This is a genomic window from Labrys sp. KB_33_2 (assembly GCF_052114505.1).
Classification (GTDB): domain Bacteria; phylum Pseudomonadota; class Alphaproteobacteria; order Rhizobiales; family Labraceae; genus Labrys.
Genome location: NZ_JBFREW010000020.1, coordinates 1 through 22630, shown reverse-complemented (window position 1 = coordinate 22630; position 22630 = coordinate 1). Strand labels below are relative to the sequence as shown.

The window sequence follows — 22630 nt, the reverse complement described above, 5'->3', positions numbered from 1 at the left end:
TGACACCATCTTATGTTTGTTCCGACAATTGACAACCGCTATTCTTTTGAGCGGATAGTTTCTTCATGCAGACATGCGCTGTGGACCAGTACGGCACCCCGGTGGCGAGGCCTGCCTCGTCACGGTAGGGTCGCGGGCATGGTCAGTCTTTCCATAGCCATCGTCGGGGCGGGCGTTGCCGGTCTGGCAGCAGCCTCCTGCCTCGCCGATGCGGGCCACCGCGTGGTGGTGTTCGAGCGCTTCGACCAGGCCAAGCCGGTTGGCGCAGGGCTTTTGCTGCAACCGACAGGCCTGGCGGTGCTGGAACGCCTCGGTCTGCGCGAGGGAGCCGCCATTCTGGGCAGCCGGATCGAACGCCTTTACGGGCGCTGCGGCCCGACAGGCCCGTTGATCTTCGACCGGCGCTATGACGAGCTCCTGCCCGGGCTGCATGGCATCGGCATTCATAGGGCGAGCTTGTTCCATCTGCTGATGAGCGCGGCTGAAGCGCGGGGCATAGCACTGGAGCAGGCGGCAGATATCACCGAGATCAGCGATATCGACAACCGTCCCATGATCGAGGACGGGGCCGGGCGGCGCCACGGCCCATTCGATCTGGTGGTAGACGCCAGCGGCGCGCGCTCGCGGCTCAGGGACAAGCTCGGACTGTCGCAACGCCGGCCCTACCGGCATGGCGCGGTCTGGGGCGTGGCTGAGGATACCGGCTTTGCCCGCGATGCGCTGCAGCAGCGCTACAGAACGGCGCGCTTCATGATCGGCGTGCTGCCGGTCGGACGGTTACCCCATGACCCGACGCCGCTGAGTGCCTTCTTCTGGAGCATGCCGGTCGAGGAGCTGGATCGCTGGCCCCAGGCCGATCTCGCCGCCTGGCGGGCGGAGGTCGCGGCGATCTGGGGGGAAACGGAGCCGCTAACGCAGCAGTTCACCCGACATGAGCAGTTGACACCGGCTCGCTATGCCCAATTGACCGTTGCCAACCCGATAAGCGGCCGCCTCGTGATGATCGGCGATGCCTGGCATCAGACCAGCCCGCAACTCGGCCAGGGCGCCAATATGGCGCTGCTGGACGCGGCTGCCCTCGCCGATGCGCTCACCCTCCATGCCGACATCGACAAGGCCCTGCCTGCCTTCGTCCGCATGCGTCGCGACCATATCCGCTTCTATCAGATGGCGAGCACCGTGTTGACACAGTTCTTCCAGTCGCATTCGCGCCTGACCGGACCGATACGGAACCTGGCCTTCGGCCCCATGAGTCGATTGCCCTGGCTGCGCACCGAAATGGTCAAGACCCTCGCCGGCCTCAAGACAGGGCCTTTCTCCTGGAGCCGCCCCGAAGACCTCGCTGGCCAAGCGGCCACCGGACAGCCACCCATCGCCTTCCAGCGGCAAGAAGCCTGATCGCGGCGACCTTCCAGACCATTTAGCGGTACAGATCCTCACGCGTCGGCGGCAGGCCCGAGGGGCCCTTGGCCTTGCGCGAGGCGAGCGTCTGGAAGATGCCGACGGCGGAGCGCTCGAAAGCCAGTGAGCAGCCAGCGAGATAAAGCAGCCAGATCCTGGTCTTGGCCTCGCCCACCTCGGCGGCGGCCTGGTCGCGCCTGGCATAGAGATTTTCGGCCCAGGCCTTGGTGGTGCGCGCATAATGCTCACGCCAGGCCTCGACGTCATGCACCTCGAAGCCGTTGCCTTCCAGGCCGTTGGCCGACATGCCGACGGTATCGAGTTCGCCGCCAGGGAAGATGTAGCGCGTCAGCGCCGCGAATTCGGGCCGCTTCTTGCGGAACTTCTTCATGTCGCGCTTAGCCGGCCGGGCGATGGCGTGATGCAGATAAAGCCCGCGCGGCCGCAGCAGGCTGTGGATCTTCTTGAAATAGGCCTCGTGATTGTCGAGGCCGACATGTTCGAACATGCCGATGGAGGCAATCTTGTCAAAGGTGCCCGTCAGGTCGCGATAGTCCTTGAGCTCGACGGTGACCCGGTCCTTGAGGCCGAGCCGGGCAATACGTTCCTGCGCGAAATCGAACTGCTCTTGCGCCAGCGTGACGCCATGGGCAGTGACGCCGTAATGCTGGGCGGCATGGCAGATCAGCCCCGCCCAGCCCGAACCGATGTCGAGGAAGCGTTCGCCAGGCTGCAGGCGCAGCTTGCGGCAGATCATGTCGAACTTGGCCGTCTGCGCTTCGTCGAGCGTGGTTTCCGGCTTCGGCCAATAGGCGCAGGTATAGGCCATGGTCGGACCCAGGAAGAGGCCGTAGAAATCGTTCGACAGGTCGTAATGAAACTGCACGAGCGGCTTGTCGTCCCTGCCCTTCTCGACCTTGCCCTCGATCTTGCCCTCGAAATCGTGCTTCTCCGCGGTGCCCTGCTTGGGCAGCGAACGTGTCACGAAGGGCCACAAGCCGCGGACGAGTTGCAGCTTGCTCAGGCGCTTGAACAGGCCCTTGGTGTTCATGCTCCCGCGCCGCTCGGCGACGTCAAGGAGCGTGCCGCCTTCGATTCGCAGGCTGCCATCTGCCAGAAGCTGGATGAGCTGGTCGAAAAGGGCATGAGGCCGACGCACCAGACGCGTGATCGCATCGGCGTCCGAGATCTTCAGGCGCAGATCCGTGCGGGCGCTAGGCCCGAGTGGAATGACCTCGCCATTCCACAACTCAACGGCGAGATCAGCCTGCAACTGGTCGGCCAGATGCGAAATCAGCCGCCTGGCGGCATTGATATATTTGTCCACGGAGCCTCCGCACGCTTGCGGGGCGTTATACCGCGATCCGTGGACGATGCCAGAGCAAAGCGCGTTTTCACGAAAACCCCTTTACTCTAACTCCTTGTTTCGACGCGTCTTTGCGATTCATGCCTGATACGTCGGATCGCAAAACGCTTTGGTGTCTCAGTGGATACGAAACTCCTGCCCGATCGCCCGCAATTCGGCTGGCTTGATAAGGCCGCTATGCGAGACGGTGATCGAATGTAGAGGCCCTTCCAGCTTGTCGCGCCAGAAAGCCAGGAATTTATGCAATTCCGGAAAGGCCGGAGCAAGATCGTATTCCTGCCAGACATAGGCCTGCAGCAGGGCCGGATGGTCTGGCAGGCGATAGAGAATATTGGCCGTGGTGAGGCCGTACCCTTCCAACTGACGACGAAACGCAACAGACACCATTTCTGTCACCTCCATGGTGATCGGAGACAGCATGATTGCACCGCAACCTTAACGAAATGGCAATATCCAATTGGAATTAATCCATAAGAATCAATATCTTATCACTCATCAAGAAAGAGTGCTGCCAAACTTGCCTATCGAGGAATAGAGGGCGGTCTCGCCCGCCCCGCCTTCAATCGATCGTCTGTCCGGTACGGTCACGCATGGTGGCAAGGGTCAGAACGCTGACGAGGGCCGCCGCCGCTACATAGAAGGACGGCGCGATCTTCAGGCCTGTCTTTTCGATCAATAGCGTCACGATCAGCGCAGCAAAGCCTCCGAACAGGGCAACAGCGAAATTATAGGCAAGCGACAGGCCGGTCGAGCGTAGGGCCGCCGGGAACTGTTCGGCCAGCAGCGCCGGCGCGGGGCCGGTGAAAGCGGCGAGCAGGAGGCCGAGCACGACCTGCACGGTGACGAGCACCGGCAAGGTCGGATTGGCATTGAGCCAGGCGAACAATGGTATCACCAGGATGCCGATGCCGATGGCGGCGACGAGCAGCAGGGTCTTGCGGCCGATCAGATCCGACAGCCTGCCGGCTATCGGACAGCCGAACATCAGCACGATGCCGCCCAGCGTGGTGGAGATGAAGGCGTCCTTGGCCGGGATGCCCAGGAATTTCTCGACATAGAGCGGCATGTAGAACAGCAGCACATAGGTGCAGACGGTCCATAGAATGGTGACACCGAAGCCGGAGAGAACGCCGCGGCCGTGGACGCTCAGCGTCTCGCGCAAGGGGCTCTCGCTCTTGCGCGTCGTCTCGGCTGCAAAAACCGGGGTCTCGTCGAGGCGAGCCCGGATATAGAGTCCGACCGGACCGATGAGCAAGCCGAACCAGAACGGCACCCGCCAGCCCCAGCTCTCCACCGCCTCCTGCGGCAGGAACTGGGTGATGGCGACGCCGCACAGCCCGCCCAGCACCACCGCGAGAGCCTGGCTGGTCTGCTGCCAGCTCGCCGCCAGGCCGCGCTGCTCGGGCCTGGCGTATTCGACCAGATAGGAGGTGGCGCTGCCGACCTCGCCGCCGGCGGAAAACCCCTGGATCAAGCGGGCCAGCATCAGGACGGCCGCGCCGAACACGCCGGCCTGGGCATAGGTCGGCGCAAAGCCGAGCAAGGCCGTGCCGAGTGCCATGGTCAGGATGGTGATGGTGAGCGCCGCCTTGCGGCCATGGCGATCGGCGTAGACCCCGAGCACGATGGCGCCAACCGGGCGCATGCAAAAACCGACACCATAGACCGTCACGGTCAGGAGGATGGCGGTCAGCGGGTCTTCCTTGGGAAAAAACTGCCGCGAGATCAGGGCGGCGAAGAAACCGTAGACGGTGAAATCGAACCATTCCAGGCCATTGCCGATGGTCGCCGCGACAATGGCGTGCCGTCGCTTGCGATCGGAAACGAGAATTCCGGCGGATGCTTCGACCGTCATACCAAATTTCTCCGTTTAAGCGGTTTGGTATGACATTTGATAGGTGGAAACGGGCGCTGTCCAGTGCGCCTCCCGATTCCGGCACAGCAGGAGGCGCAAGGATTACCTCAAATCTCGAAGATGCCGACGCATCAAAGACTTGAACAACTCGCGAAAGATTGACCCATTCACGAAGACGGGACCGAGAGTCATTCACAACGACTCTCGGTATTACACTTCAAGATTCGGAAAAGAATATCTCCGAGATTTTAGTTGCGGGCCTTGTCGACCAGCTTGTTCTTGCCGATCCAGGGCATCATGCCGCGCAGCTTTTCGCCGACGGCTTCGATCTGGTGGGAATCGTTCAGGCGGCGGATACCCTTGAAGCGCGAAGCACCGGCACGGTATTCCTGCATCCAGTCGGAGGTGAACTTGCCGGTCTGGATGTCCTTGAGCACGCGCTTCATCTCGGCCTTGGTCTCATCGGTGATGATACGCGGACCGGAGACATACTCACCCCACTCGGCCGTATTCGAGATCGAGTAGTTCATGTTGGCGATGCCGCCCTCATAGATGAGGTCGACGATCAGCTTCACTTCGTGCAGGCACTCGAAATAGGCCATTTCGGGCGCGTAACCGGCTTCCACCAGCGTCTCGAAGCCGGCACGGATCAGCTCGACCAGGCCGCCGCAGAGCACAACCTGCTCGCCGAACAGGTCGGTTTCGCATTCTTCCTTGAAGTTGGTCTCGATCACGCCCGACCGGCCGCCGCCGACGCCGCAGGCGTAGGACAAAGCGATATCATGGGCATTGCCCGAGGCATCCTGATGGATAGCGATCAGGCAGGGCACGCCGCCGCCCTTCTGGTATTCGCCGCGCACGGTATGGCCGGGGCCCTTCGGTGCGATCATGATGACGTCGACGGTCTTCTTCGGCTCGATCAGGCCGAAATGCACGTTGAGGCCGTGGGCGAAGGCGATGGCCGCACCGTCCCGGATGTGGGGGGCGATCTCGTCGCGATAGATGTCGGCCTGCAGTTCGTCGGGCGTCGCCATCATCAACAGGTCGCCCCACTTGGCGGCTTCCGGCACGGTCATGACCTTGAGGCCGTCGGCTTCCACCTTCTTGGCGGTGGTCGAGCCCGGGCGCAGCGCGATCGCGATCTCCTTGGCGCCCGAATCCTTGAGGTTCATCGCATGAGCACGGCCCTGCGAACCGTAGCCGACGATCACAACCTTCTTGGTCTTGATCAGGTTCAGATCGGCGTCGCGATCATAGTAAACGCGCATGGTCCTTGTCCTTCAGACAGTTCATGATGAGGGAAATGATGCGGGCGAATAGCCCGACATCGGAATTGAAGCAATGTTTGTGATGAGAAAAAGCGCGTTGGGCTCCATTTCTTTCGCCCAACGCCTGCTACGCGCATGGAAAGAAGGGTCTAGAGAGGCTCTGGGCCGCGGGCGATCGCCGCGATGCCGGTACGCGAGACCTCGACGAGGCCGATCGGGCGCATCAGCTCGATGAACTGGTCGAGCTTCTCGCCCTTTCCGGTCAGTTCGAACACGAAGCTCTCGACGGTGGCGTCGATCACCCGAGCCCTGAAGGCATCGGCAATGCGCAAGGCCTCGCTGCGCGCTTCCCCCTTGCCGCGGACCTTGATCAGCATGAGCTCCCGCTCCAGCGCCTTGCCGGTCAAGGTGAGGTCGACGACCTTGTGCACGGGTACCAGGCGGTCAAGCTGCGCCTTGATCTGCTCGATCACGTTGGCCGTGCCGGTCGTCACCACCGTGATGCGCGAGACATGCTCGGCATGCTCCGTCTCGGACACGGTGAGGCTTTCGATGTTGTAGCCACGGCCCGAGAACAGGCCGACGACGCGAGCAAGAACACCCGGCTCGTTGTCGACCTCCACCACGAGGGTGTGGGTCACGATGGTCTCGGCCGTCGAGGCCATGAAGTAGGCAGATCCGGTCATTTGATATTCCACATAGCGCGTTCCCGGGTGCGCGGACATCTCGTCCGCATCTTGGAAACAGAGAGGATGCAGGAGAGGAAGAGCGGGCGAGACGCCCGCGCCCCCCAGCGCACGCAAATGCGTGCGCGATCACACCAGCTGCTTGCCCTTGGCGTCGATCACGCTGCCGATGTCAACGGCCGCGTCGCCCAGGATCATTTCGTTATGTGCCTTGCCCGAGGGGATCATCGGGAAGCAGTTCTCGGACTTGTCGACATGGCAGTCGAAGATCACAGGATGCGGGGTGTCGATCATCTGCATGATCGCCGCATCGAGATCTTCAGGCTTGGTGCAGCGGATGCCGACCCCGCCATAGGCCTCCGCCAGCTTGACGAAATCGGGCAAGGCGGCCGAGTAGCTTTCCGAATAGCGGCCGCCATGCAGCAATTCCTGCCACTGGCGCACCATGCCCATATATTCATTGTTGAGGATGAAGATCTTCACCGGCAGGCGATACTGCACCGCTGTCGACATCTCCTGCAGCATCATCTGGATGGAGGCTTCGCCGGCAATGTCTATGACCAGTGCCTCCGGATGCGCGAGCTGTGCACCGATCGCCGCCGGGAAGCCATAACCCATGGTGCCCAGACCGCCCGAGGTCATCCAGCGATTCGGATCCTGGAAGTGGAAATGCTGGGCCGCCCACATCTGGTGCTGACCCACTTCCGTGGTGACGTAGACGTCGCGCTCCTTGGTGAGCTGATAAAGGCGTTCGATCGCGTATTGCGGCTTGATCGTCTCTTCTGAGTTGCGATAGGAGAGCGACTTGCGCGCGCGCCATCCCGCGATCTCTTCCCACCAGCTCTTGTGTGCCGCCTTGTCGACATCGGGTTTCAGCTCGCGCCAGGCCGCCAGCATCTGATCGAGCACATGCGCGCAGTCGCCGACGATGCCGATATCGACCTTGACGTTCTTGTTGATCGAAGAGGGATCGATATCCACGTGGATCTTGCGGCTATGCGGCGAGAACGCATCGATACGGCCGGTGATGCGGTCGTCGAAGCGGGCACCGATATTGATCAGCACGTCGCAATCATGCATGGCCAGATTGGCCTCGTAGGTGCCGTGCATCCCCAGCATGCCGAGCCATTGCGGATCCGCCGCCGGGAAAGCCCCCAGGCCCATCAGGGTCGAGGTCACCGGATAGCCGGTGAGCTTGGCGAATTCGCGCAGTAGCGCCGTCGCGCGCGGACCGGCATTGATCACGCCGCCGCCTGTGTAGAACACCGGCTTCTTGGCGCCGGCGATCATCGCCACCGCCGCCTTGATCTTGTCCTGATCGCCTTCCAGCCGGGGGCGATAGGTCTTGTGGATGTTGTCGGTCGGCTTGAAATATTCGCCGGCCTTGAACTGGATGTCCTTGGGAATGTCGATCAGCACCGGCCCCGGGCGACCCGACGCGGCGATCAGGAAGGCCTCGTGCAGGATGCGCGGCAGGTCCTCGATGCGCTTCACCAGGTAATTGTGTTTGGTGCAGTGGCGGGTGATGCCGACGGTATCGGCCTCCTGGAAGGCATCCGAACCGATCAGATGGGTCGGCACCTGGCCGGTGATACACACCAGCGGGATCGAATCCATCAAGGCGTCGGTCAGCCCAGTCACGGCATTGGTGGCGCCCGGACCCGAGGTCACCAGCACGCAACCCACCTTGCCGGTGGAACGCGCATAGCCCTCGGCAGCATGGACGGCCGCCTGCTCGTGCCGGACGAGAATGTGACGAAGCTGCTCCTGCTGGAAGATTGCATCATAGATCGGCAGGACAGCACCGCCCGGATAGCCGAACAAGGTGTCCACACCCTGGTCGATCATGGCTTGCACCACCATTTCCGCGCCGGTCATTTGCTTCGTCGACATTGCCTTTTTCCTTGGCTTCCGAATTGCTTCCAAGTTTCCTGGGTTATCTTCCGGGTTTCTCGGGCTTTTCGGACTTCGAGTATCGTTCTCTGAGATTTCGGACAATAAAAAAGGCCCTCAAGGGGCCCATGTGCGTCATCGAAGGAGATTCGGGCTATACCCGCTCCACCGACAACGCCAAACCTACGATAAGAATGTTGCGCAACGGAGCGCTCCTTTTTGCGAAAGTTACGGGGTTGTAAGGGTTGAAAAACAGGCGGTCAAGCGCTGATTTGCAGAAACTGCCAATTGTTGCGCAACATCTGGCAACCGTCATCTTCCAGGACCGCAACCTGCCTTCTCCCGCCTCGACATTGGCGCACTCGGGAGAGGCTCGATGAAAAGAAAGTCACGATGTTCGACAGCCCCTCCGACGCCAGACTGGCGCTGCAGGCCTATTTCGACACGCCGCGCGTGGAAATGCTGGTCGAGGCCCTGGTGCCGAGCCTCGTATTCGAGATAGCGCCCGGCAAACGCGTCGTGCTTGGCGATACCAAATTCGGCGGCAGGCCGGACCTGCCGGCCGGCACAGCCTGGCCCCGCCCGCCGGCGCCGGCCGATCCAGAGGAAATCGCCAAACGCGGCAATGCGGAAGCGGGTGCGGAGATGCGCCGGCACCTGGCTCAGGGCCTTCCTTACACTTTCATCGCCCAGATCGATCTCGCGGACGCCGCCAAGCTCGGCAGCGTTGCCTCGCCGCTTCCAGCGGACGGGCGCCTGTTGTTCTTCTACGATCTTGCCGTCGGGCCTTGGGAAACCGGCAGGCGACCGGCAAAGGTGATCTGGGATCGTGCACCGCGTGACAAGCTCGCCACGCTGGCCATGCCCGAAGACCTGGCGCAGGCGGCGGAGAAGGCACGCCGCGACGCCGCCGAAAATCGGGTCAAATACAAGCTGCCCGAACCATCGCAGCCGGAAGGTAGCAACTACGACGCGCCCGAACGCGCCATGACGCTGCGTGCGGGGCTGAGCCTGCCCGACCCCAGCGCCATCGAGATGGAGGCATCGGCCAAACTTTATGCCGCCTATTCGGCGTCTAATGGAACACAAAGCGGCAAGAACGGGCAGAGCTTCGAGGACGCCTATGGTGAAGCGCTCACCGCCGGTGGCAAGCTCAAGCCGACGGGACGCTGGCACCGCCAGCAGCTTCTCGGCAGCCCCCAGCCCGAGCAGGACGATCCTCGCTACGATGCCGTCGTGGTCTCGCAATTCGGCAAACAGCACTTGTCGTCGGACGAATGGAAGAAAGAACGCGCCGCCGTCATGACCGCAGCCCATGATTGGATGCTGCTACTCCAACTCGACCTCGCCGATTGGAGCGGTGGCACCTGGGGCGAAGGCACCGTCTACTTCCTCATGCGCAGGAAAGATCTCGAACAGCGCAACTTCGATGAGGTGATTGCCGTCTATCAGCAGACTTAGGATTCATCCGTCAATAAACGAAACGAATTGGCTCGACCTTTGTCGTTGCCGGGCTTGACCAGGCAATCCAGTCCCTCCCTCCAGACGTCGAAGAGGGTGCCCCTGGATGCCCGGGCATGACAAAAGGCGGTGCTTCAGTTATTTCCGGACAATGGCCTTAATTCAAATCGGCGACGACATCGCAGGCTCAAATGCGCTCCAAGGCCACGACCTCGAAACGGGCATCGTCCCCCTCCCCACGGGGATGGGGCGTGCGCGATACCTCCCGCCACTCCCCGACCGGCAGGGCGGGAAAGACAGCGTCGCCCTGCGCTTCCAGGTCCAGTTCCGTCAGCAGCAGGCGGCTCGCCTTCGGCAGGGCCTGGGCATAGATTGCGGCCCCGCCCGCAATGACGACCTCGTCGGCCTTCATCTCGGCTGCGACCTGCTGCCCGCGCTCGAGTGCCGCTTCCAGGCTGGCGGCCACTTCTACCCCCTCTGCCTGAAAAGCGGGATCGCGTGTCACCACGATGGTGCGACGCCCCGGCAGCGGTCGCCCGATCGACTGGTAGGTCTTGCGGCCCATGATCAAGGGCTTGCCCATGGTGGCGGCCCTGAACTGCTTGAGATCCGAGCGCATGTGCCACGGCAGCCCATTATCGACGCCGATGACGCGATTGCGGGCCATGGCGGCAACCATGATGACGGGAATAGCCATCATGCCCCGATCATACCGCGATCGGCGCGGAGATCGCCGGATGGGCTTCATAGCCTTCCACGATGAAATCCTCGAACTTGTAATCGAGGATCGAGGCAGGCTTGCGGGCAAAGCGCAGCTTCGGCCAGGGCATCGGCGTGCGGCTCAATTGCTGGGCGACGAGATCGCCATGGTTCTGATAGACATGCACGTCGCCGCCGAACCAGACGAACTCGCCGGGCTCCAGGTCGCATTGCTGGGCCAGCATGTGGATCAGCAGCGAGGCCGTGACGAGGTTGTAGGGCACGCCGAGGCCGACGTCGCAGGAGCGCTGGTGCAGCAGGCCGGACAGCCGGCCATCGGCGACGAAATATTGATAGGTTGTGTGGCAGGGCGGCAGGGCCATGCCGTCGAGTTCCGCCACGTTCCAGCCGGTGAAGATCAGGCGGCGCGACGTCGGATTGTTGCGGATGTCGTGCACCAGCCGCGCGATCTGGTCGATCCCCTTGGGATCCCTGCGATAGAGCCCCTCCTCGCCCGGCACGTCGGTCGGCACGAAAAGCGGCCAATGGCGCCATTGCGCACCGTAGACGGGCCCGAGATCGCCCCAGCGCTCCGCGAAAGCCTCGTCCGCGACGATCCGCGCCTCGAAATCTTCTTGGCTGATCGCCTCGCCGGTTGCCTGGCGATATTTGGCGAGCGGCCAATCAGTCCAGATCGTCACCTTGTTCTGCAGCAGCGGCCGGATATTGGTGCCGCCATCGAGGAACCACAGCAACTCGCGCACGATCGTCTTCCAGGACACCCGCTTGGTGGTGAGCAAGGGCAGCGTGCCATCGGACAGATCGATGCGCAGGCTCTGGCCGAACAGCGCGCGTGTGCCGACGCCGGTGCGGTCGACCCGCGGCGTGCCCTCGCGCCAGACGCGGTCGAGGAGATCAAGATAGCCCTGTTCAGGGTGCGGCTTGTGGGAGCGGTCGAGCATGGCCTGATCTTAGCCGCGGCGTCCGATTCCGCGACCCCCCTGAGAGAATTGTGCACGCAATCTTTCAGTCTGCGCGGCCATGTCGAGATGGCGGCTCTTGAAAGGCTAGCGCGGATTTCCTGCTAAACTATGTACGAACGCCGACGGTCGCTTTAGCCCGACATCTGGCCGATCTTCGGATTACACCTTGAGCACGCCTCGAAACCCCCGCACGGCATAATAGGAAGATGCCCCGTTGTGGTACAAGAAAACATGGTCATAGCGGCGATCGCAAAACAGGGCTCCGCCCTTTTTCCTGATCTCGGGCGGCGTCTTCACCCAGCTCGAGGTTTTCAGGTCGAACGCACCCAGTTCCTGTAGCGCACGATATTGTTCTTCCGTCAGGAGCTCGATGCCGATAGCGGCGGCCATGTCGACGGCGCTGCCCTCCGGCTTGTGCTCCTTCCTTTCATCGAGCGCCTGCCGGTCAAAGCAAAGACTTCTGCGGCCTTTGGGCGTTTCGGGTGAGCAGTCGTAGAAGACGTATTCGCCGGTCCCCGAATCGTGGCCGATTACGTCCGGTTCGCCTCCTGTGCGCTCCATCTCGCCAAGGGCGTGCAATTTCTTGGGATCGGCCTCCAGACGTGCCCGCACCGTGGCCCAGTCGAGGCCCTTGTGGCGTTTCATATTGGCTTCGAAGCGGGCTTTCAGCACGTCCAGCAAGTCCTGATTGCCGTCGTTGGTCATCATGCAGCTCCCGCTTCCCGTTGGTGGACGTGGCCCCGTCCTGGCGCCCAATGTCTAGCGCACGAAATCCTGGTTGCGATATCCCTGCGCATAGAGCAGCGCCGTCAGGTCGCCATGCTCCACCCGCATCCGAGCCGCCGCGGCGACCGCGGGCTTGGCACGATAAGCCACGCCGAGACCGGCTTCGCCCAGCATGGCAAGATCATTGGCGCCATCGCCGACCGCCATCGTATCGGAGGCTGCCAGCCCCCTCGCCTGCCGCAAGCGATCGAGATTGGCGCGCTTGGCTTCCTTGCCGAGAATCGGCTCGGCCACCTCACCGGTAAGGCGGCCATCCCTCACCACGAGAAGGTTGGACTGATGCTCGTCGAAGCCGACCATTGCCCCGATCTTGGCGGTGAACAAGGTGAAGCCACCGGAGACGAGCGCCGTATAGGCCCCGTTCGCCCGCATGGTGCGCACCAGTTCCGGTCCGCCCGAGGTCAGGGTCAGGCGTTCCCGGATGACCTCGTCGGCGATGCTCTCCGGCAGTCCCTTCAGCAGGGCCACACGCTCGCGCAGAGCCGGTTCGAAGGCGATCTCGCCACGCATGGCACGCTCGGTGATCTCGGCCACCACCGCTTTGGCGCCGACGAAATCGGCCAATTCGTCGATGCACTCCTGGCCGATCATGGTGGAGTCCATGTCGGCGAGGAAAAGATGCTTGCGCCGCTCCTCGGCTTCCTGCACCACCAGATCCACCGCGCTCCCTGCCAGGGCCTCGCGCAAACGAGCCTCGATCTCGACGATCGGCGCATCGGCCGTGCAGGTTATGTCTACTGCCACGCCGGGTGCCAGGACGACGGGAGCTCCGGGGGAGGCCAGCGACTGCGCCGCGTGCGACAGGGTAGCTGCGTCAAGGGCGGGACGGTCCGGATGGGAGATCAGCGTGGCGACAAGGGACATGAGGGCAGGTATCCGGAGTGACAGCCATTCAATATGACGCGGTGCTTCTCGCAGGTCCGACGGCGAGCGGCAAGTCAGCTTTGGCCCTGGCGCTCGCCGAACGCTTCGGCGGCAGCATCATCAACGCCGATTCCATGCAGGTCTACCGCGATCTCGCCGTGCTCAGTGCCCGACCTGATGCGAGCGAGACGGCGCGCGCGCCCCATTTGCTCTATGGTCATGTCGACGGAGCCATCAATTATTCGGTGGGACGCTGGCGCGATGACGCGGCCGCCGCCTTGGACAGTGTCCGGCGGCAGGAACGCCTGCCCATCGTGATCGGCGGCACCGGCCTCTACTTCAAGGCCCTGGAAAGAGGGCTCGCCGAGATGCCGGCCGTTCCCGACAGCGTCCGCGACGCGATACGCGGCAAGGCCGAAGGCATGGAGACCGGGGCCCTGCACGCCTGGCTGAACCAGAAGGATCCGGCCATGGCGAATCGTCTGCGGCCCAGCGATCGCCAGCGCCTAATCCGTGCCCTCGAAATTTTCGAGGCGACCGGCCGCTCCCTGTCGCAATGGCAGAGCGAACCGCATTCGCCGCCTCTGCTCGATGCCGACAAATGCCTGCGCCTCTTTCTTAGCCCTGAGCGCGCCGAACTCTATGCCAGGATTGATCGGCGCTTCGACCTGATGGTAGGGCAAGGCGCCATCGAGGAGGTTCGCGCACTCTCCCACCGGGGGCTCGATCCTGCCCTGCCCGTCATGCGGGCCCATGGCGTGCCTGGGCTCTGCCGCCATCTCGCCGGCGAAATCGGGCTCGAAGAGGCCATTGCGGGCGCCAAGGCCGATACGCGCCATTACGCCAAGCGCCAATTCACCTGGTTCCGCCACCAGATGCCGGGGTGGCGCTTCGTCGAGCCTGATCAGGCACTTGCAATTGCCTCAGCCGCGCTGATGAACGAAATTTAACACGTGACCATCACGATGGCCGGCAATCGCAGCCCAGCGTCGGGTTTACATAGGAATTTCAAGGGGCTGCATATGAATTTCTGCAGCTTTGCCATGTGAAGACAGCTTCATCCCAATAGGGTTTGGTGGATTTAGAGGCTTGTTTTCAAACATGGTTTCGGATTGATCGGGGGGGTTGCATTCCTATATGCAGCTTCTCTCCAGCTTATTCCGTTCTTTGGAATGGGCTTTCGTCCTGCTTCAGGCAGGCGAACAATCAAAGGACCAAGACATGCCTTGGAGTAACCAGAGCGGCGGTGGTGGCCCCTGGGGTAGCGGCGGCGGCAACAACGGCGGCGGGCGACCGGGGGGCGGTGGCCCCTGGGGTGGCGGTCCATCCGGCGGTTCCCAGCCCCCGGATCTCGAAGATTGGCTTCGCCGCAGCAAGGACGGCCTCAAGAATCTCCAGGGCGGCGGCGGTTTCACGCCGCGCAACATCGCAATCGGCGCCGTGGCGCTGATCGGCCTGTGGCTGCTCACCGGCTTCTATCGCGTGCAGCCCAACGAGGTCGGCCTCAACCTCGTCTTCGGCAGCTACAAGACGCTGAGCCCGCCGGGCCTGCGCTACAACGTGCCCTACCCGATCGGTGCGGTGGAAAAGCTCACTGTCACCAATGTCGAGACCATCAATATCGGCACGCGCGGCGACAGCGACAGCGCCAATGAAATGCTGACCGGTGACGAGAATCTCGTCAATATCGGCTTCACGGTGCAGTGGCAGATCAACCCGTCGGCGGCGGACAAGTTTGCCTTCAACCTGGCCAATCCGAGGGGAACGATCCGAGCCGTGGCGGAGAGCGCCATGCGCGAGGCCGTCGGCCAGCGCAACATCACGCCGATCCTGACGGGCGATCGCCAGGCGATCGAACAGCAGGTGCAGGGTGAAATGCAGCGGGCTCTCGACAGCTACGGGGCCGGCGTCATGGTCCGCCTCGTGCAGTTGCAGAATGTCGATCCGCCGCCCCAGGTGATCGACGCCTTCCGCGACGTGCAGGCCGCTCGTGCCGACCAGGAAAACACCATCAACCAGTCGCAGGTCTATGCCAACAAGGTGATCCCGGAAGCTGGCGGTGAAGCCGCCCGTATCACCCAGGCGGCCGAGGCCTATCGTGCGCGCACCGTCGCCGAAGCTGCCGGTGAGGCGTCTCGCTTCAACGAAGTCTTCAGCGCCTATCAGAAGGCCCCCGTGGTCACCCGCGAGCGCATGTATCTGGAAGCCATGACAGCCATCCTCACCGATACGAACAAGGTGATCTTGGACAGCAAGACGCAGGGCCAGGGTATCGTACCCTATCTGCCACTCGACCGTGTGCTCAAGCGGCCGGCCGGCTCGGCGCAACCCCAGCAGGGAGCGGCGCAATGAAATCCCCGCTTGGAACCATTGCCTTGATCACGACCGGTGCCGTCCTGGTCCTGGCCTATCTGTCGGCCTACACGGTGACGCCGCGCGACTACGCCCTGCCACTGCGCTTCGGCGAGGCGCAGCCGGCGAAGACCCAGCCCGGTCTCTACTGGAAATGGCCCTTCATCGAGAATGTCGAGTACATCAACAAGCAAGTGCTCGACCTCGACAGCCAGCCGCAGGAAGTCATCGCCAGCGACCAGAAGCGCCTGAAGGTCGACGCCTTCGCCCGCTACCGTATCTCGGATCCGCTGCGCTTCTTCCAGACCTCGCGTACGGAAAAGGGCGTGGAACTGCAGCTTTCCTCGATCCTGTCCTCGGCGGTTCGCCGAATTCTCGGCCAGTCGACCTTCGCTGCCGTCGTGCGTGACCAGCGCGCCGGACTGATGGAAAAGATCCGCGCCGAGGTCAATCGCGAAGCCGCCGGCCTCGGCATCGAGGTGGTCGACGTACGCATCCGCGGCGCCGATCTGCCGCAGGCCAACTCGGAGGCCGTCTACAAGCGCATGCAGTCGCAGCGCCAGACGGAGGCCCAGCAGATTCGCTCGCAGGGTACGCAACAGGCGCAGATTATCCGTTCCGACGCCGACAGGCAGGTCGCCAAGATCCTCGGTGAAGCACGCGGCAAGGCCTCGGAGACAACCGGCCAGGCCGACTCGAGCCGCATCAAGGTCCTGGCAGACGCCTACAACAAGGACCCGGAATTCTTCCAGTTTTACCTGTCGATGCGTAACTACGTCGATGCGATGAAGCCTGACAACACGCAGGTCTTCATCAGCCCGGACTGGGATTACTTCCGTTATCTTCGCTCACCGGCTGCCCCAGCGGGAACACCGGCGCCTGCGGCCCCGACTCCTCAGGCTGCTCCGGCGCAATAGGCTTGACGTCGGCCCTAGATAAAGCTCCATTGCGCCGGCCGCCTCGTTGCGGCCGGCGTTTTCATAGGACCGCCGCGAACATTCCGTCGGCGCCCTTGCCAAAAGCGTTCTGCGATTTGACGAGTTCAGCAAGAATCGCAAAAACGCTCTGGCCAATCCGTTGGATTGGCTTGGAAACAAGGAACTGGAGCAAACAAGCGTTCAGGTATAAACGCGTTTTGCTCAAGCGTAGTTTCCTAGCGAGGTCCGCGGATGGGCCTCGCCAGGGAACTACGCGAATGTTGATATCTTGCAGGTTCCTCCTGATCGCGCCCGTGGCTCGATCAGGAGGAACCTGCTTAGGATCGCGAGCCGTCGGAAGGTTCGGGTGAGGTTCATATAATGTGTGGGGCGGATGAATAGTTTCTCTTTCGGTGATTTCATCACGGCGCTCGGACTGGCCTTTGCGATCGAAGGGTTGTTCTTTCTGGCCTTTCCCGAGCCGGTACGGCGCATGATGGTCTCGGTCGCCAACTCCCCCAACGCACAGCTTCGCCTCGCCGGCTTCATTTCCGCCATCATCGGTATCATCATAATCTGGGTTGTAAGGGGCATGTGACGTGTCGGCCCGGTGTTGGGCCGCACCGCCGCTTCCTGTTGCAGACGAAACTGACAAGCCCCAACTTTGCGTGAACTTGCGAGTGCGTCACGCTCGCGCCGCATTCCGCACTTGAAATTCAATCCGACCGCGCCCCACATCAACACCGATGCGGGTGACCATCCGAGGACTTGATGCCGATTCAACTCAACAGCCTGATGCGCCGCAGCGGCGCCGTTGCCATCGCCGCCTTGATCGCCGCCAGCCCGGCAACCCTGGTGGCGCCGCCTGCCATGGCCGCGGCGGGCCCGCCCTCCGTCGCTGATCTCTCGGCCGAACTGATCGATGCCGTCGTCAATATCTCGACCTCGCAGACGGTGGCCTCCGGCAGCAATGACGAAGACGGCGAGGACCAGCCGCGGGCCCCGATGCCCAAGCTGCCGCCCGGATCGCCTTTTGAAGAATTCTTCAACCAGTTCTTCAACAAGGAAGGCAAGGGGATGCAGCGTCCCCGCAAGACCGAAGCTCTCGGCTCGGGCTTCGTCATCGACCCCAGCGGCATCATCGTCACCAACAACCATGTCATCGACGACGCCGACGACATCGAGGTCAATTTCAACGACGGTTCCAAGCTCAAGGCCAAACTGCTCGGCCGCGACAAGAAGGTCGATGTGGCCGTGCTCAAGGTCGACCCGCCCAAGCCGCTGAAAGCGGTGAAGTTCGCCGACAGCGACAAGGTCCGCGTCGGTGACTGGGCCATGGCTATCGGCAATCCCTTCGGCCTGTCGAGCACGGTGACGCTGGGCATCATCTCGGCCCGCAACCGCGACATCAATTCGGGGCCTTACGACAATTATCTGCAGACGGACGCCGCCATCAACAAGGGCAATTCCGGCGGGCCGCTGTTCGACATGGATGGCGGCGTCATCGGCATCAACACGGCGATCATCTCGCCCACAGGCGGCTCGATCGGTCTCGGCTTCTCCATGCCGTCGGCGACGGTGCAGCCCGTGATCGAGCAGCTTCGGCTCTATGGCGAGACGCGGCGCGGCTGGCTGGGCGTACGTATTCAGGGCGTTAGTGACGACATCGCCGAAAGCCTGGGCATGCAAAAGGCGCAGGGCGCGCTGATCGCCGGCGTCGACGACAAGGGCCCGGCCAAGCCGGCAGGCCTAGAGCCGGGCGACGTGATCCTGAAATTCGACGGCCACGACATCAAGGAAATGCGGGACCTGCCCCGCCTCGTCGCCGACACGGCGGTGGACAAGAAGGTCGAGGTGGTGATTCTGCGCAAGGGCCAGACCCTGACCAAGACGGTGACCGTCGCACGCCTCGACGAGAGCGACGCCGCCATCAAGGCATCCACCCGCGGCACCGAAACGCCTGAAAAACCGAAGATCACCAAGGCCCTCGGCCTGGAAATGTCCGGCATCACCAAGGAGCTGCGCGACAAATACAAGCTTGCCACCGATGCCAAGGGCGTGGTGGTGACCAAGGTGGACAACGGCTCCTCGGCCGAGGACAAGCAGGTCAAGATCGGCGACGTTATCCTCCAGGTCGGCCAGCAAGCGGTTTCCAACCCTGAGGATGTGAGCAAGCGCATCGAGGAGTTGAAGAAGTCCGGCACCAAGCAGGCTCTGCTGCTGTTGTCGAACACGCAGGGTGAGCTGCGCTTCGTGGCACTTAGCCTGAACTGAGCCTGAGCTTCAGATCTTACAAGACGATGGGTCTCCGCCTTGCGGAGGCCCATTCGTAATTGCTTCGGGCGATCCAATTAAAGGTGTGCGGGGAAGCAATGTGCCTGGAACTGCGGGCGTCTCGCCTGCTCCTGGAAACGCAGCGTGTGCGGGGAAGGGAGAGGCGGACGAGGCATCTGCGGCCTCAGCCGACAACCAAGCCGTCAGCTTGATGCAGAGCAGGACGTGACCCCGCTCATGCTGGCGAGGATGTCACTCGTGTGAGGCCGCTTACTTCTTCTTACGGAAATGATCGAGGCTGACGATTTTCTCGCTCTCGGCGGGCTGCTCGTCCTCACCGCCTTCGCCTGCCGTCGCAGTAACCGGCTCTTCAACAGGAGCGCTGGCCTTCTTGCGAGCAGGCTTGGCCGCAACCTCTTTGGTCCCGGCTTCCTTGGCCGGTGCACGCTTGCCGGCTTCGCCCTCGTCACTACGCGGAACTGCGCGAATCGCAGCCGGCGCCGGTACCGGTGCGGCTTCCTCTTCCGTCTCGACTTCGTCGACCTCGAACTTCACGCCGAAATCCACTGACGGATCGAAGAAGGCCGTCATGGCAGCGAAAGGCACGACCAGCCGCTCGGGCGCATTGCCAAAAGACAACCCAACCTCGAAGCCGTAATCGCTGACTGTGAGATCCCAGAACTGATGCTGGAGGACGATCGTGATCTCTTCCGGAAACTTTTCCGCCAGACGCGCCGGAATACTGACGCCGGGAAACTGCGTCTTGAAGGAAATGAAGAAATGATGGTCGCCCGGCAGTCCGATGCGGGCAGCATCGGCCAGCACGCGGCGAACCATGCCGCGCAGCGCATCCTGAGTGAGAAGATCATACCGGATATGGTCAATACTCATCGCGCAATTCTTACCAGGCCAGCTTTTGATTACATCAGGCCCGCTGGCACATTCATACGCCTTGCAGACCGCATCTTCGGATGGCCTGCAGGCAGACCGGAATGAAGTGGAGGCTTCTGTTGCCAGGTGCCTCCGAACCCCGCCTGCCGGTGCTACCCGTCAGGACTTGATTTCGGTCTAGTTACCGCTTACGCGGCAACCGCAACCGGAGCATAGTTGTCGTTGGCAACTATTGAAAAGGCCCGATATCGGCGGAACCATGCCGAGCGAAAGCACACCCTTTACACCCTCGTCGATCCTGTTTCGCCCCCGCCGCAGCCCGCCCTGACGGGCTCTGGTGGAGGCGCCGGGTACTGCCCCCGGGTCCGAAAGGTTTATTTCGATGACCATTTATCGCCATAGCCGGCGCGAGCCGGCAAAGGGAATATAGGCTGCCTGTTCGGCAGAAAAAAGAGGCGATTGCGGTTTGACGGAGCTTTCCTCAGGCTTGACATGCCTTATTTGAGAGAGAGGGCGTCTCGCCCTGCCCGTGCCATCCTCAATCGGCATGCGGCAGCGGCCTTGGATGCCCCACCGGAGACTCGAATACGAGCCGCCATGCGCTCCCCAAATCCAGGGCTGACCGCATGGGGCCAGTTGCAGGAGACCATCATGACTGAAGCCACCCCCGCCAGCCGCCAGGAAAGCGACTCCTTCGGGACGATCGAGGTGCCCGCCGGGCATTATTGGGGGGCACAGACCCAGCGCTCGCTCGAGAATTTCCGCATCGGCGCCGAGAAGATGCCCCGCCCGCTGATTCACGCTCTCGGGCTGATCAAACTGGCGGCCGCTCGCGCCAATCGCGAGCTCGGCGTGCTCGACCCCGCTTTGGCCGAGACCATCGAGCGCGCGGCTCGCGAGGTCGCCGACGGCAGGCTTGATGACGAGTTTCCCCTAGTGGTCTGGCAGACAGGCTCCGGCACGCAGACCAACATGAATGCCAATGAGGTGATTTCCAATCGCGCCATCGAGATGCTCGGCGGCACCATGGGCTCTAAGAAGCCGGTGCATCCCAACGACCATGTCAATCGCGGCCAATCGTCCAACGATACCTTCCCCACCGCCATGCATGTGGCTGCCGCCCGGGAGATCCATGACCGGCTGCTGCCGGCACTGCGCCATCTGGCTTCCGCCCTGGAACAGAAGGCCGAAGCCTTCAAGGACATCATCAAGATCGGCCGCACCCATTTGCAGGACGCGACCCCACTCTCGCTCGGTCAGGAATTCTCAGGCTATGCCACGCAGTTGCAGCAGGGCATCCGGCGGATCGAGGCTGGCCTTGCCGAATTGATGCCCCTGGCGCAGGGCGGCACGGCGGTCGGCACCGGCCTCAACACCCGCGAGGGGTTCGCCGAACGGATCGCGGCTGAACTTGCTGCCCTGACTGGCCTACCCTTCGTCACCGCCCCCAACAAATTCGAGGCCCTCGCCACGCATGATGCTTTGGTGGCGGCCCATGGTGCGCTCAACACCGTGGCCGTCAGCCTGTTCAAGATCGCCAGCGACATCCGGCTGCTCGGTTCGGGCCCTCGAGCCGGCCTCGGCGAGTTGATTCTGCCTGAAAACGAGCCGGGCTCTTCCATCATGCCGGGCAAGGTCAACCCGACCCAATGCGAGGCGATGACCATGGTCTGCACACGGGTGTTCGGCAATCAGAGCACCATCACCTTTGCCGGCAGCCAGGGGCATTTGGAACTGAACGTGTTCAAGCCGGTGATCGCCGACGCGACATTGCAGTCTATCCGCCTGCTTGCCGACGCAGCCAACAGCTTTACCGATCACTGCGTCAGCGGAATCGAGGCCGACACTTCCCGAATCAGCGATCTCGTGGCGCGTTCCCTCATGCTGGTGACGGCACTAACACCTGTCATCGGCTATGATAAGGCAGCTTATATTGCGAAGACAGCGCACCATAACGGTACCACTCTACTTCAGGAAATATTGGCGGCAAAAATAATGGATGAAAGAGCTTTTGAAAATGCGATGAGCCTTGCACGGATGATAACGCCAGATAAAGAATGACAGGAACGTTGTTTTCCAATCAAGGCATATGTCTTACAAGATGTGCCCAGATCGGGCCTCAAGTCGATAGTGAAGTTGTTCACTTGAGAGAAAGTTCCTTTCCGGTAAGCTGATGACTGAGATCGTGAATTTGAGGAGAGTACGCAAGGCTCGGGCAAGGGCCGAAGCCGAGCAGGAAGCTGCCCGGAAACGCTCGATCCATGGACTCTCGCGCATCGATAGAGAAAGGCTGCAGGCGGATAAGCAGGAGGCCGAAAGGCACCTCGACAGACACCGCCTGAAGCCCAATAATGTAGAGTGATGGGCTGCCATGAAAAGCAAAGTCGTTAAACGTTCCATCGTCATTGCCGGCCACAAGACGAGCGTTTCCCTGGAGGATGCCTTCTGGGAAACCTTGAAAGAACTGGCCGCCAAGCGCGATCTCACGCTCTCGGACGTCGTTGCCGAGATCGATGCCACACGCGCCCAAGGAAATCTGTCTTCGGCAATCCGGCTCTTCGTCCTGGAGAATGTGCGCCGAGGATGAGGGTGGCTTGATTCGGCCCGGCCTGCAGTCGCGTTCGCCTGATTGATGGAAAGCAGGTTCCATCCGGCAGGCCTGGTTTTGCTCCCGCTTGATGCTTGCCTTCATCATGTTGCAGGAGTTTGTCTCTACGGCAGCGGCCATAGCCCATTCGAACAATTGAAGACCTAGCTTGCTTCAGACTTAGCGCGTCCATAAAGGCTAGCGCATCGGACATTTAATCGTACGCATATCCAGCGGCGTTAAGATAGTTCCAGCATTCTTTTGGGCTGAAGAGATCGCAGATATCGCCGATTGCGTTCCAGAGTTGTTCGAAAGTTCGAGCGGCAGCCGCCCTCAGATGGGCTTTG

At 62.0% G+C, this 22630-nt stretch carries 22 protein-coding genes, 1 other RNA gene and 1 pseudogene; 10 read left to right on the top strand and 14 right to left on the bottom strand.

The window, feature by feature from the left end:
• Window positions 1-138: 138 nt before the first annotated feature.
• The gene (locus AB4037_RS28765) at window positions 139-1398 is read left to right on the top strand and encodes an FAD-dependent oxidoreductase (protein ID WP_441773817.1); all 1260 of its coding nucleotides are present in this window, start codon (window positions 139-141) and stop codon (window positions 1396-1398) included.
• Between the two features lie 22 nt (window positions 1399-1420).
• Here the strand turns inward: AB4037_RS28765 and AB4037_RS28760 are convergent, their stop codons facing one another.
• The 6 genes from AB4037_RS28760 to AB4037_RS28735 all read right to left on the bottom strand — a co-directional run bounded on the left by AB4037_RS28760 (window position 1421) and on the right by AB4037_RS28735 (window position 8469).
• Window positions 1421-2728, bottom strand: a complete 1308-nt coding sequence (locus AB4037_RS28760) for a class I SAM-dependent methyltransferase (protein ID WP_441773816.1) — start codon at window positions 2726-2728, stop codon at window positions 1421-1423.
• A gap of 156 nt (window positions 2729-2884) precedes the next feature.
• Entirely contained in the window at window positions 2885-3154 is a 270-nt protein-coding gene (locus tag AB4037_RS28755) for an usg protein (RefSeq protein ID WP_434955796.1), read from the bottom strand.
• 172 nt (window positions 3155-3326) lie between these two features.
• On the bottom strand, window positions 3327-4622 hold the full coding sequence (locus AB4037_RS28750) for an MFS transporter (protein WP_434955795.1): 1296 nt from the start codon (window positions 4620-4622) through the stop codon (window positions 3327-3329).
• Between the two features lie 248 nt (window positions 4623-4870).
• Window positions 4871-5890, bottom strand: a complete 1020-nt coding sequence (gene ilvC, locus AB4037_RS28745) for a ketol-acid reductoisomerase (protein ID WP_434955794.1) — start codon at window positions 5888-5890, stop codon at window positions 4871-4873.
• 149 nt (window positions 5891-6039) lie between these two features.
• On the bottom strand, window positions 6040-6576 hold the full coding sequence (ilvN, locus tag AB4037_RS28740; RefSeq protein ID WP_434955793.1) for an acetolactate synthase small subunit: 537 nt from the start codon (window positions 6574-6576) through the stop codon (window positions 6040-6042).
• A 129-nt stretch (window positions 6577-6705) separates the two neighbouring features.
• Complete coding sequence (locus AB4037_RS28735; RefSeq protein ID WP_434955792.1) at window positions 6706-8469, bottom strand: acetolactate synthase 3 large subunit; 1764 nt, start codon at window positions 8467-8469, stop codon at window positions 6706-6708.
• A gap of 393 nt (window positions 8470-8862) precedes the next feature.
• Between AB4037_RS28735 and AB4037_RS28730 the strand changes: the two genes are divergently transcribed.
• Entirely contained in the window at window positions 8863-9930 is a 1068-nt protein-coding gene (locus AB4037_RS28730) for a DUF1963 domain-containing protein (RefSeq protein WP_441773815.1), read from the top strand.
• Between the two features lie 187 nt (window positions 9931-10117).
• On the opposite strand, the gene AB4037_RS28725 is transcribed toward AB4037_RS28730, so the two are convergent.
• The 4 genes from AB4037_RS28725 to serB form a co-directional block, all read right to left on the bottom strand.
• Window positions 10118-10630, bottom strand: a complete 513-nt coding sequence (locus tag AB4037_RS28725) for a dihydrofolate reductase (RefSeq protein WP_441773814.1) — start codon at window positions 10628-10630, stop codon at window positions 10118-10120.
• Window positions 10631-10637: 7 nt separating this feature from the next.
• On the bottom strand, window positions 10638-11591 hold the full coding sequence (locus tag AB4037_RS28720) for a thymidylate synthase (RefSeq protein ID WP_441773813.1): 954 nt from the start codon (window positions 11589-11591) through the stop codon (window positions 10638-10640).
• 180 nt (window positions 11592-11771) lie between these two features.
• Window positions 11772-12320: a DUF4256 domain-containing protein gene (locus AB4037_RS28715; RefSeq protein ID WP_441773812.1), complete on the bottom strand. Its 549-nt coding sequence runs from the start codon at window positions 12318-12320 to the stop codon at window positions 11772-11774.
• A 51-nt stretch (window positions 12321-12371) separates the two neighbouring features.
• The gene (serB, locus tag AB4037_RS28710; RefSeq protein WP_441773811.1) at window positions 12372-13262 is read right to left on the bottom strand and encodes a phosphoserine phosphatase SerB; all 891 of its coding nucleotides are present in this window, start codon (window positions 13260-13262) and stop codon (window positions 12372-12374) included.
• 17 nt (window positions 13263-13279) lie between these two features.
• On the opposite strand from serB, the gene miaA reads away from it, so the two are divergent.
• From miaA to hflC, 3 genes are all read left to right on the top strand, one after another.
• The gene (gene miaA, locus AB4037_RS28705; RefSeq protein WP_441773810.1) at window positions 13280-14212 is read left to right on the top strand and encodes a tRNA (adenosine(37)-N6)-dimethylallyltransferase MiaA; all 933 of its coding nucleotides are present in this window, start codon (window positions 13280-13282) and stop codon (window positions 14210-14212) included.
• A 271-nt stretch (window positions 14213-14483) separates the two neighbouring features.
• Window positions 14484-15614, top strand: a complete 1131-nt coding sequence (gene hflK, locus AB4037_RS28700) for an FtsH protease activity modulator HflK (RefSeq protein WP_434955785.1) — start codon at window positions 14484-14486, stop codon at window positions 15612-15614.
• Window positions 15611-16531, top strand: a complete 921-nt coding sequence (gene hflC / locus AB4037_RS28695; protein ID WP_441773809.1) for a protease modulator HflC — start codon at window positions 15611-15613, stop codon at window positions 16529-16531. The genes hflK and hflC overlap by 4 nt, the downstream gene beginning before the upstream one ends.
• Window positions 16532-16592: 61 nt before the next feature.
• On the opposite strand, the gene AB4037_RS28690 is transcribed toward hflC, so the two are convergent.
• Window positions 16593-16757, bottom strand: coding sequence for a hypothetical protein (locus tag AB4037_RS28690; RefSeq protein ID WP_441773808.1), 165 nt, complete (start codon window positions 16755-16757; stop codon window positions 16593-16595).
• Between the two features lie 168 nt (window positions 16758-16925).
• Here AB4037_RS28690 and AB4037_RS28685 point away from each other — a divergent pair, with 168 nt between their 5' ends.
• Window positions 16926-17129 carry a DUF2065 domain-containing protein gene (locus AB4037_RS28685; protein WP_434955782.1) on the top strand — a complete coding sequence of 68 codons (204 nt, stop codon included), beginning with the start codon at window positions 16926-16928 and terminating at the stop codon, window positions 17127-17129.
• A gap of 173 nt (window positions 17130-17302) precedes the next feature.
• Window positions 17303-18805, top strand: coding sequence for a Do family serine endopeptidase (locus AB4037_RS28680; RefSeq protein ID WP_441773807.1), 1503 nt, complete (start codon window positions 17303-17305; stop codon window positions 18803-18805).
• 270 nt (window positions 18806-19075) lie between these two features.
• Here AB4037_RS28680 and AB4037_RS28675 read toward each other — a convergent pair whose 3' ends face one another.
• Window positions 19076-19696, bottom strand: coding sequence for an SspB family protein (locus AB4037_RS28675; protein ID WP_434955780.1), 621 nt, complete (start codon window positions 19694-19696; stop codon window positions 19076-19078).
• A 105-nt stretch (window positions 19697-19801) separates the two neighbouring features.
• Window positions 19802-20152: a transfer-messenger RNA gene (ssrA, locus tag AB4037_RS28670) on the bottom strand.
• Between the two features lie 195 nt (window positions 20153-20347).
• On the opposite strand from ssrA, the gene fumC reads away from it, so the two are divergent.
• The 3 genes from fumC to AB4037_RS28655 all read left to right on the top strand — a co-directional run bounded on the left by fumC (window position 20348) and on the right by AB4037_RS28655 (window position 22283).
• Entirely contained in the window at window positions 20348-21757 is a 1410-nt protein-coding gene (fumC, locus tag AB4037_RS28665) for a class II fumarate hydratase (RefSeq protein ID WP_434955779.1), read from the top strand.
• 112 nt (window positions 21758-21869) lie between these two features.
• Window positions 21870-22058, top strand: a complete 189-nt coding sequence (locus AB4037_RS28660; RefSeq protein ID WP_434955778.1) for a DUF4169 family protein — start codon at window positions 21870-21872, stop codon at window positions 22056-22058.
• A gap of 9 nt (window positions 22059-22067) precedes the next feature.
• Complete coding sequence (locus tag AB4037_RS28655) at window positions 22068-22283, top strand: ribbon-helix-helix domain-containing protein (RefSeq protein ID WP_068282176.1); 216 nt, start codon at window positions 22068-22070, stop codon at window positions 22281-22283.
• A gap of 214 nt (window positions 22284-22497) precedes the next feature.
• Here AB4037_RS28655 and AB4037_RS28650 read toward each other — a convergent pair.
• Window positions 22498-22630: pseudogene (locus AB4037_RS28650) on the bottom strand (IS630 family transposase); the annotation flags it as partial.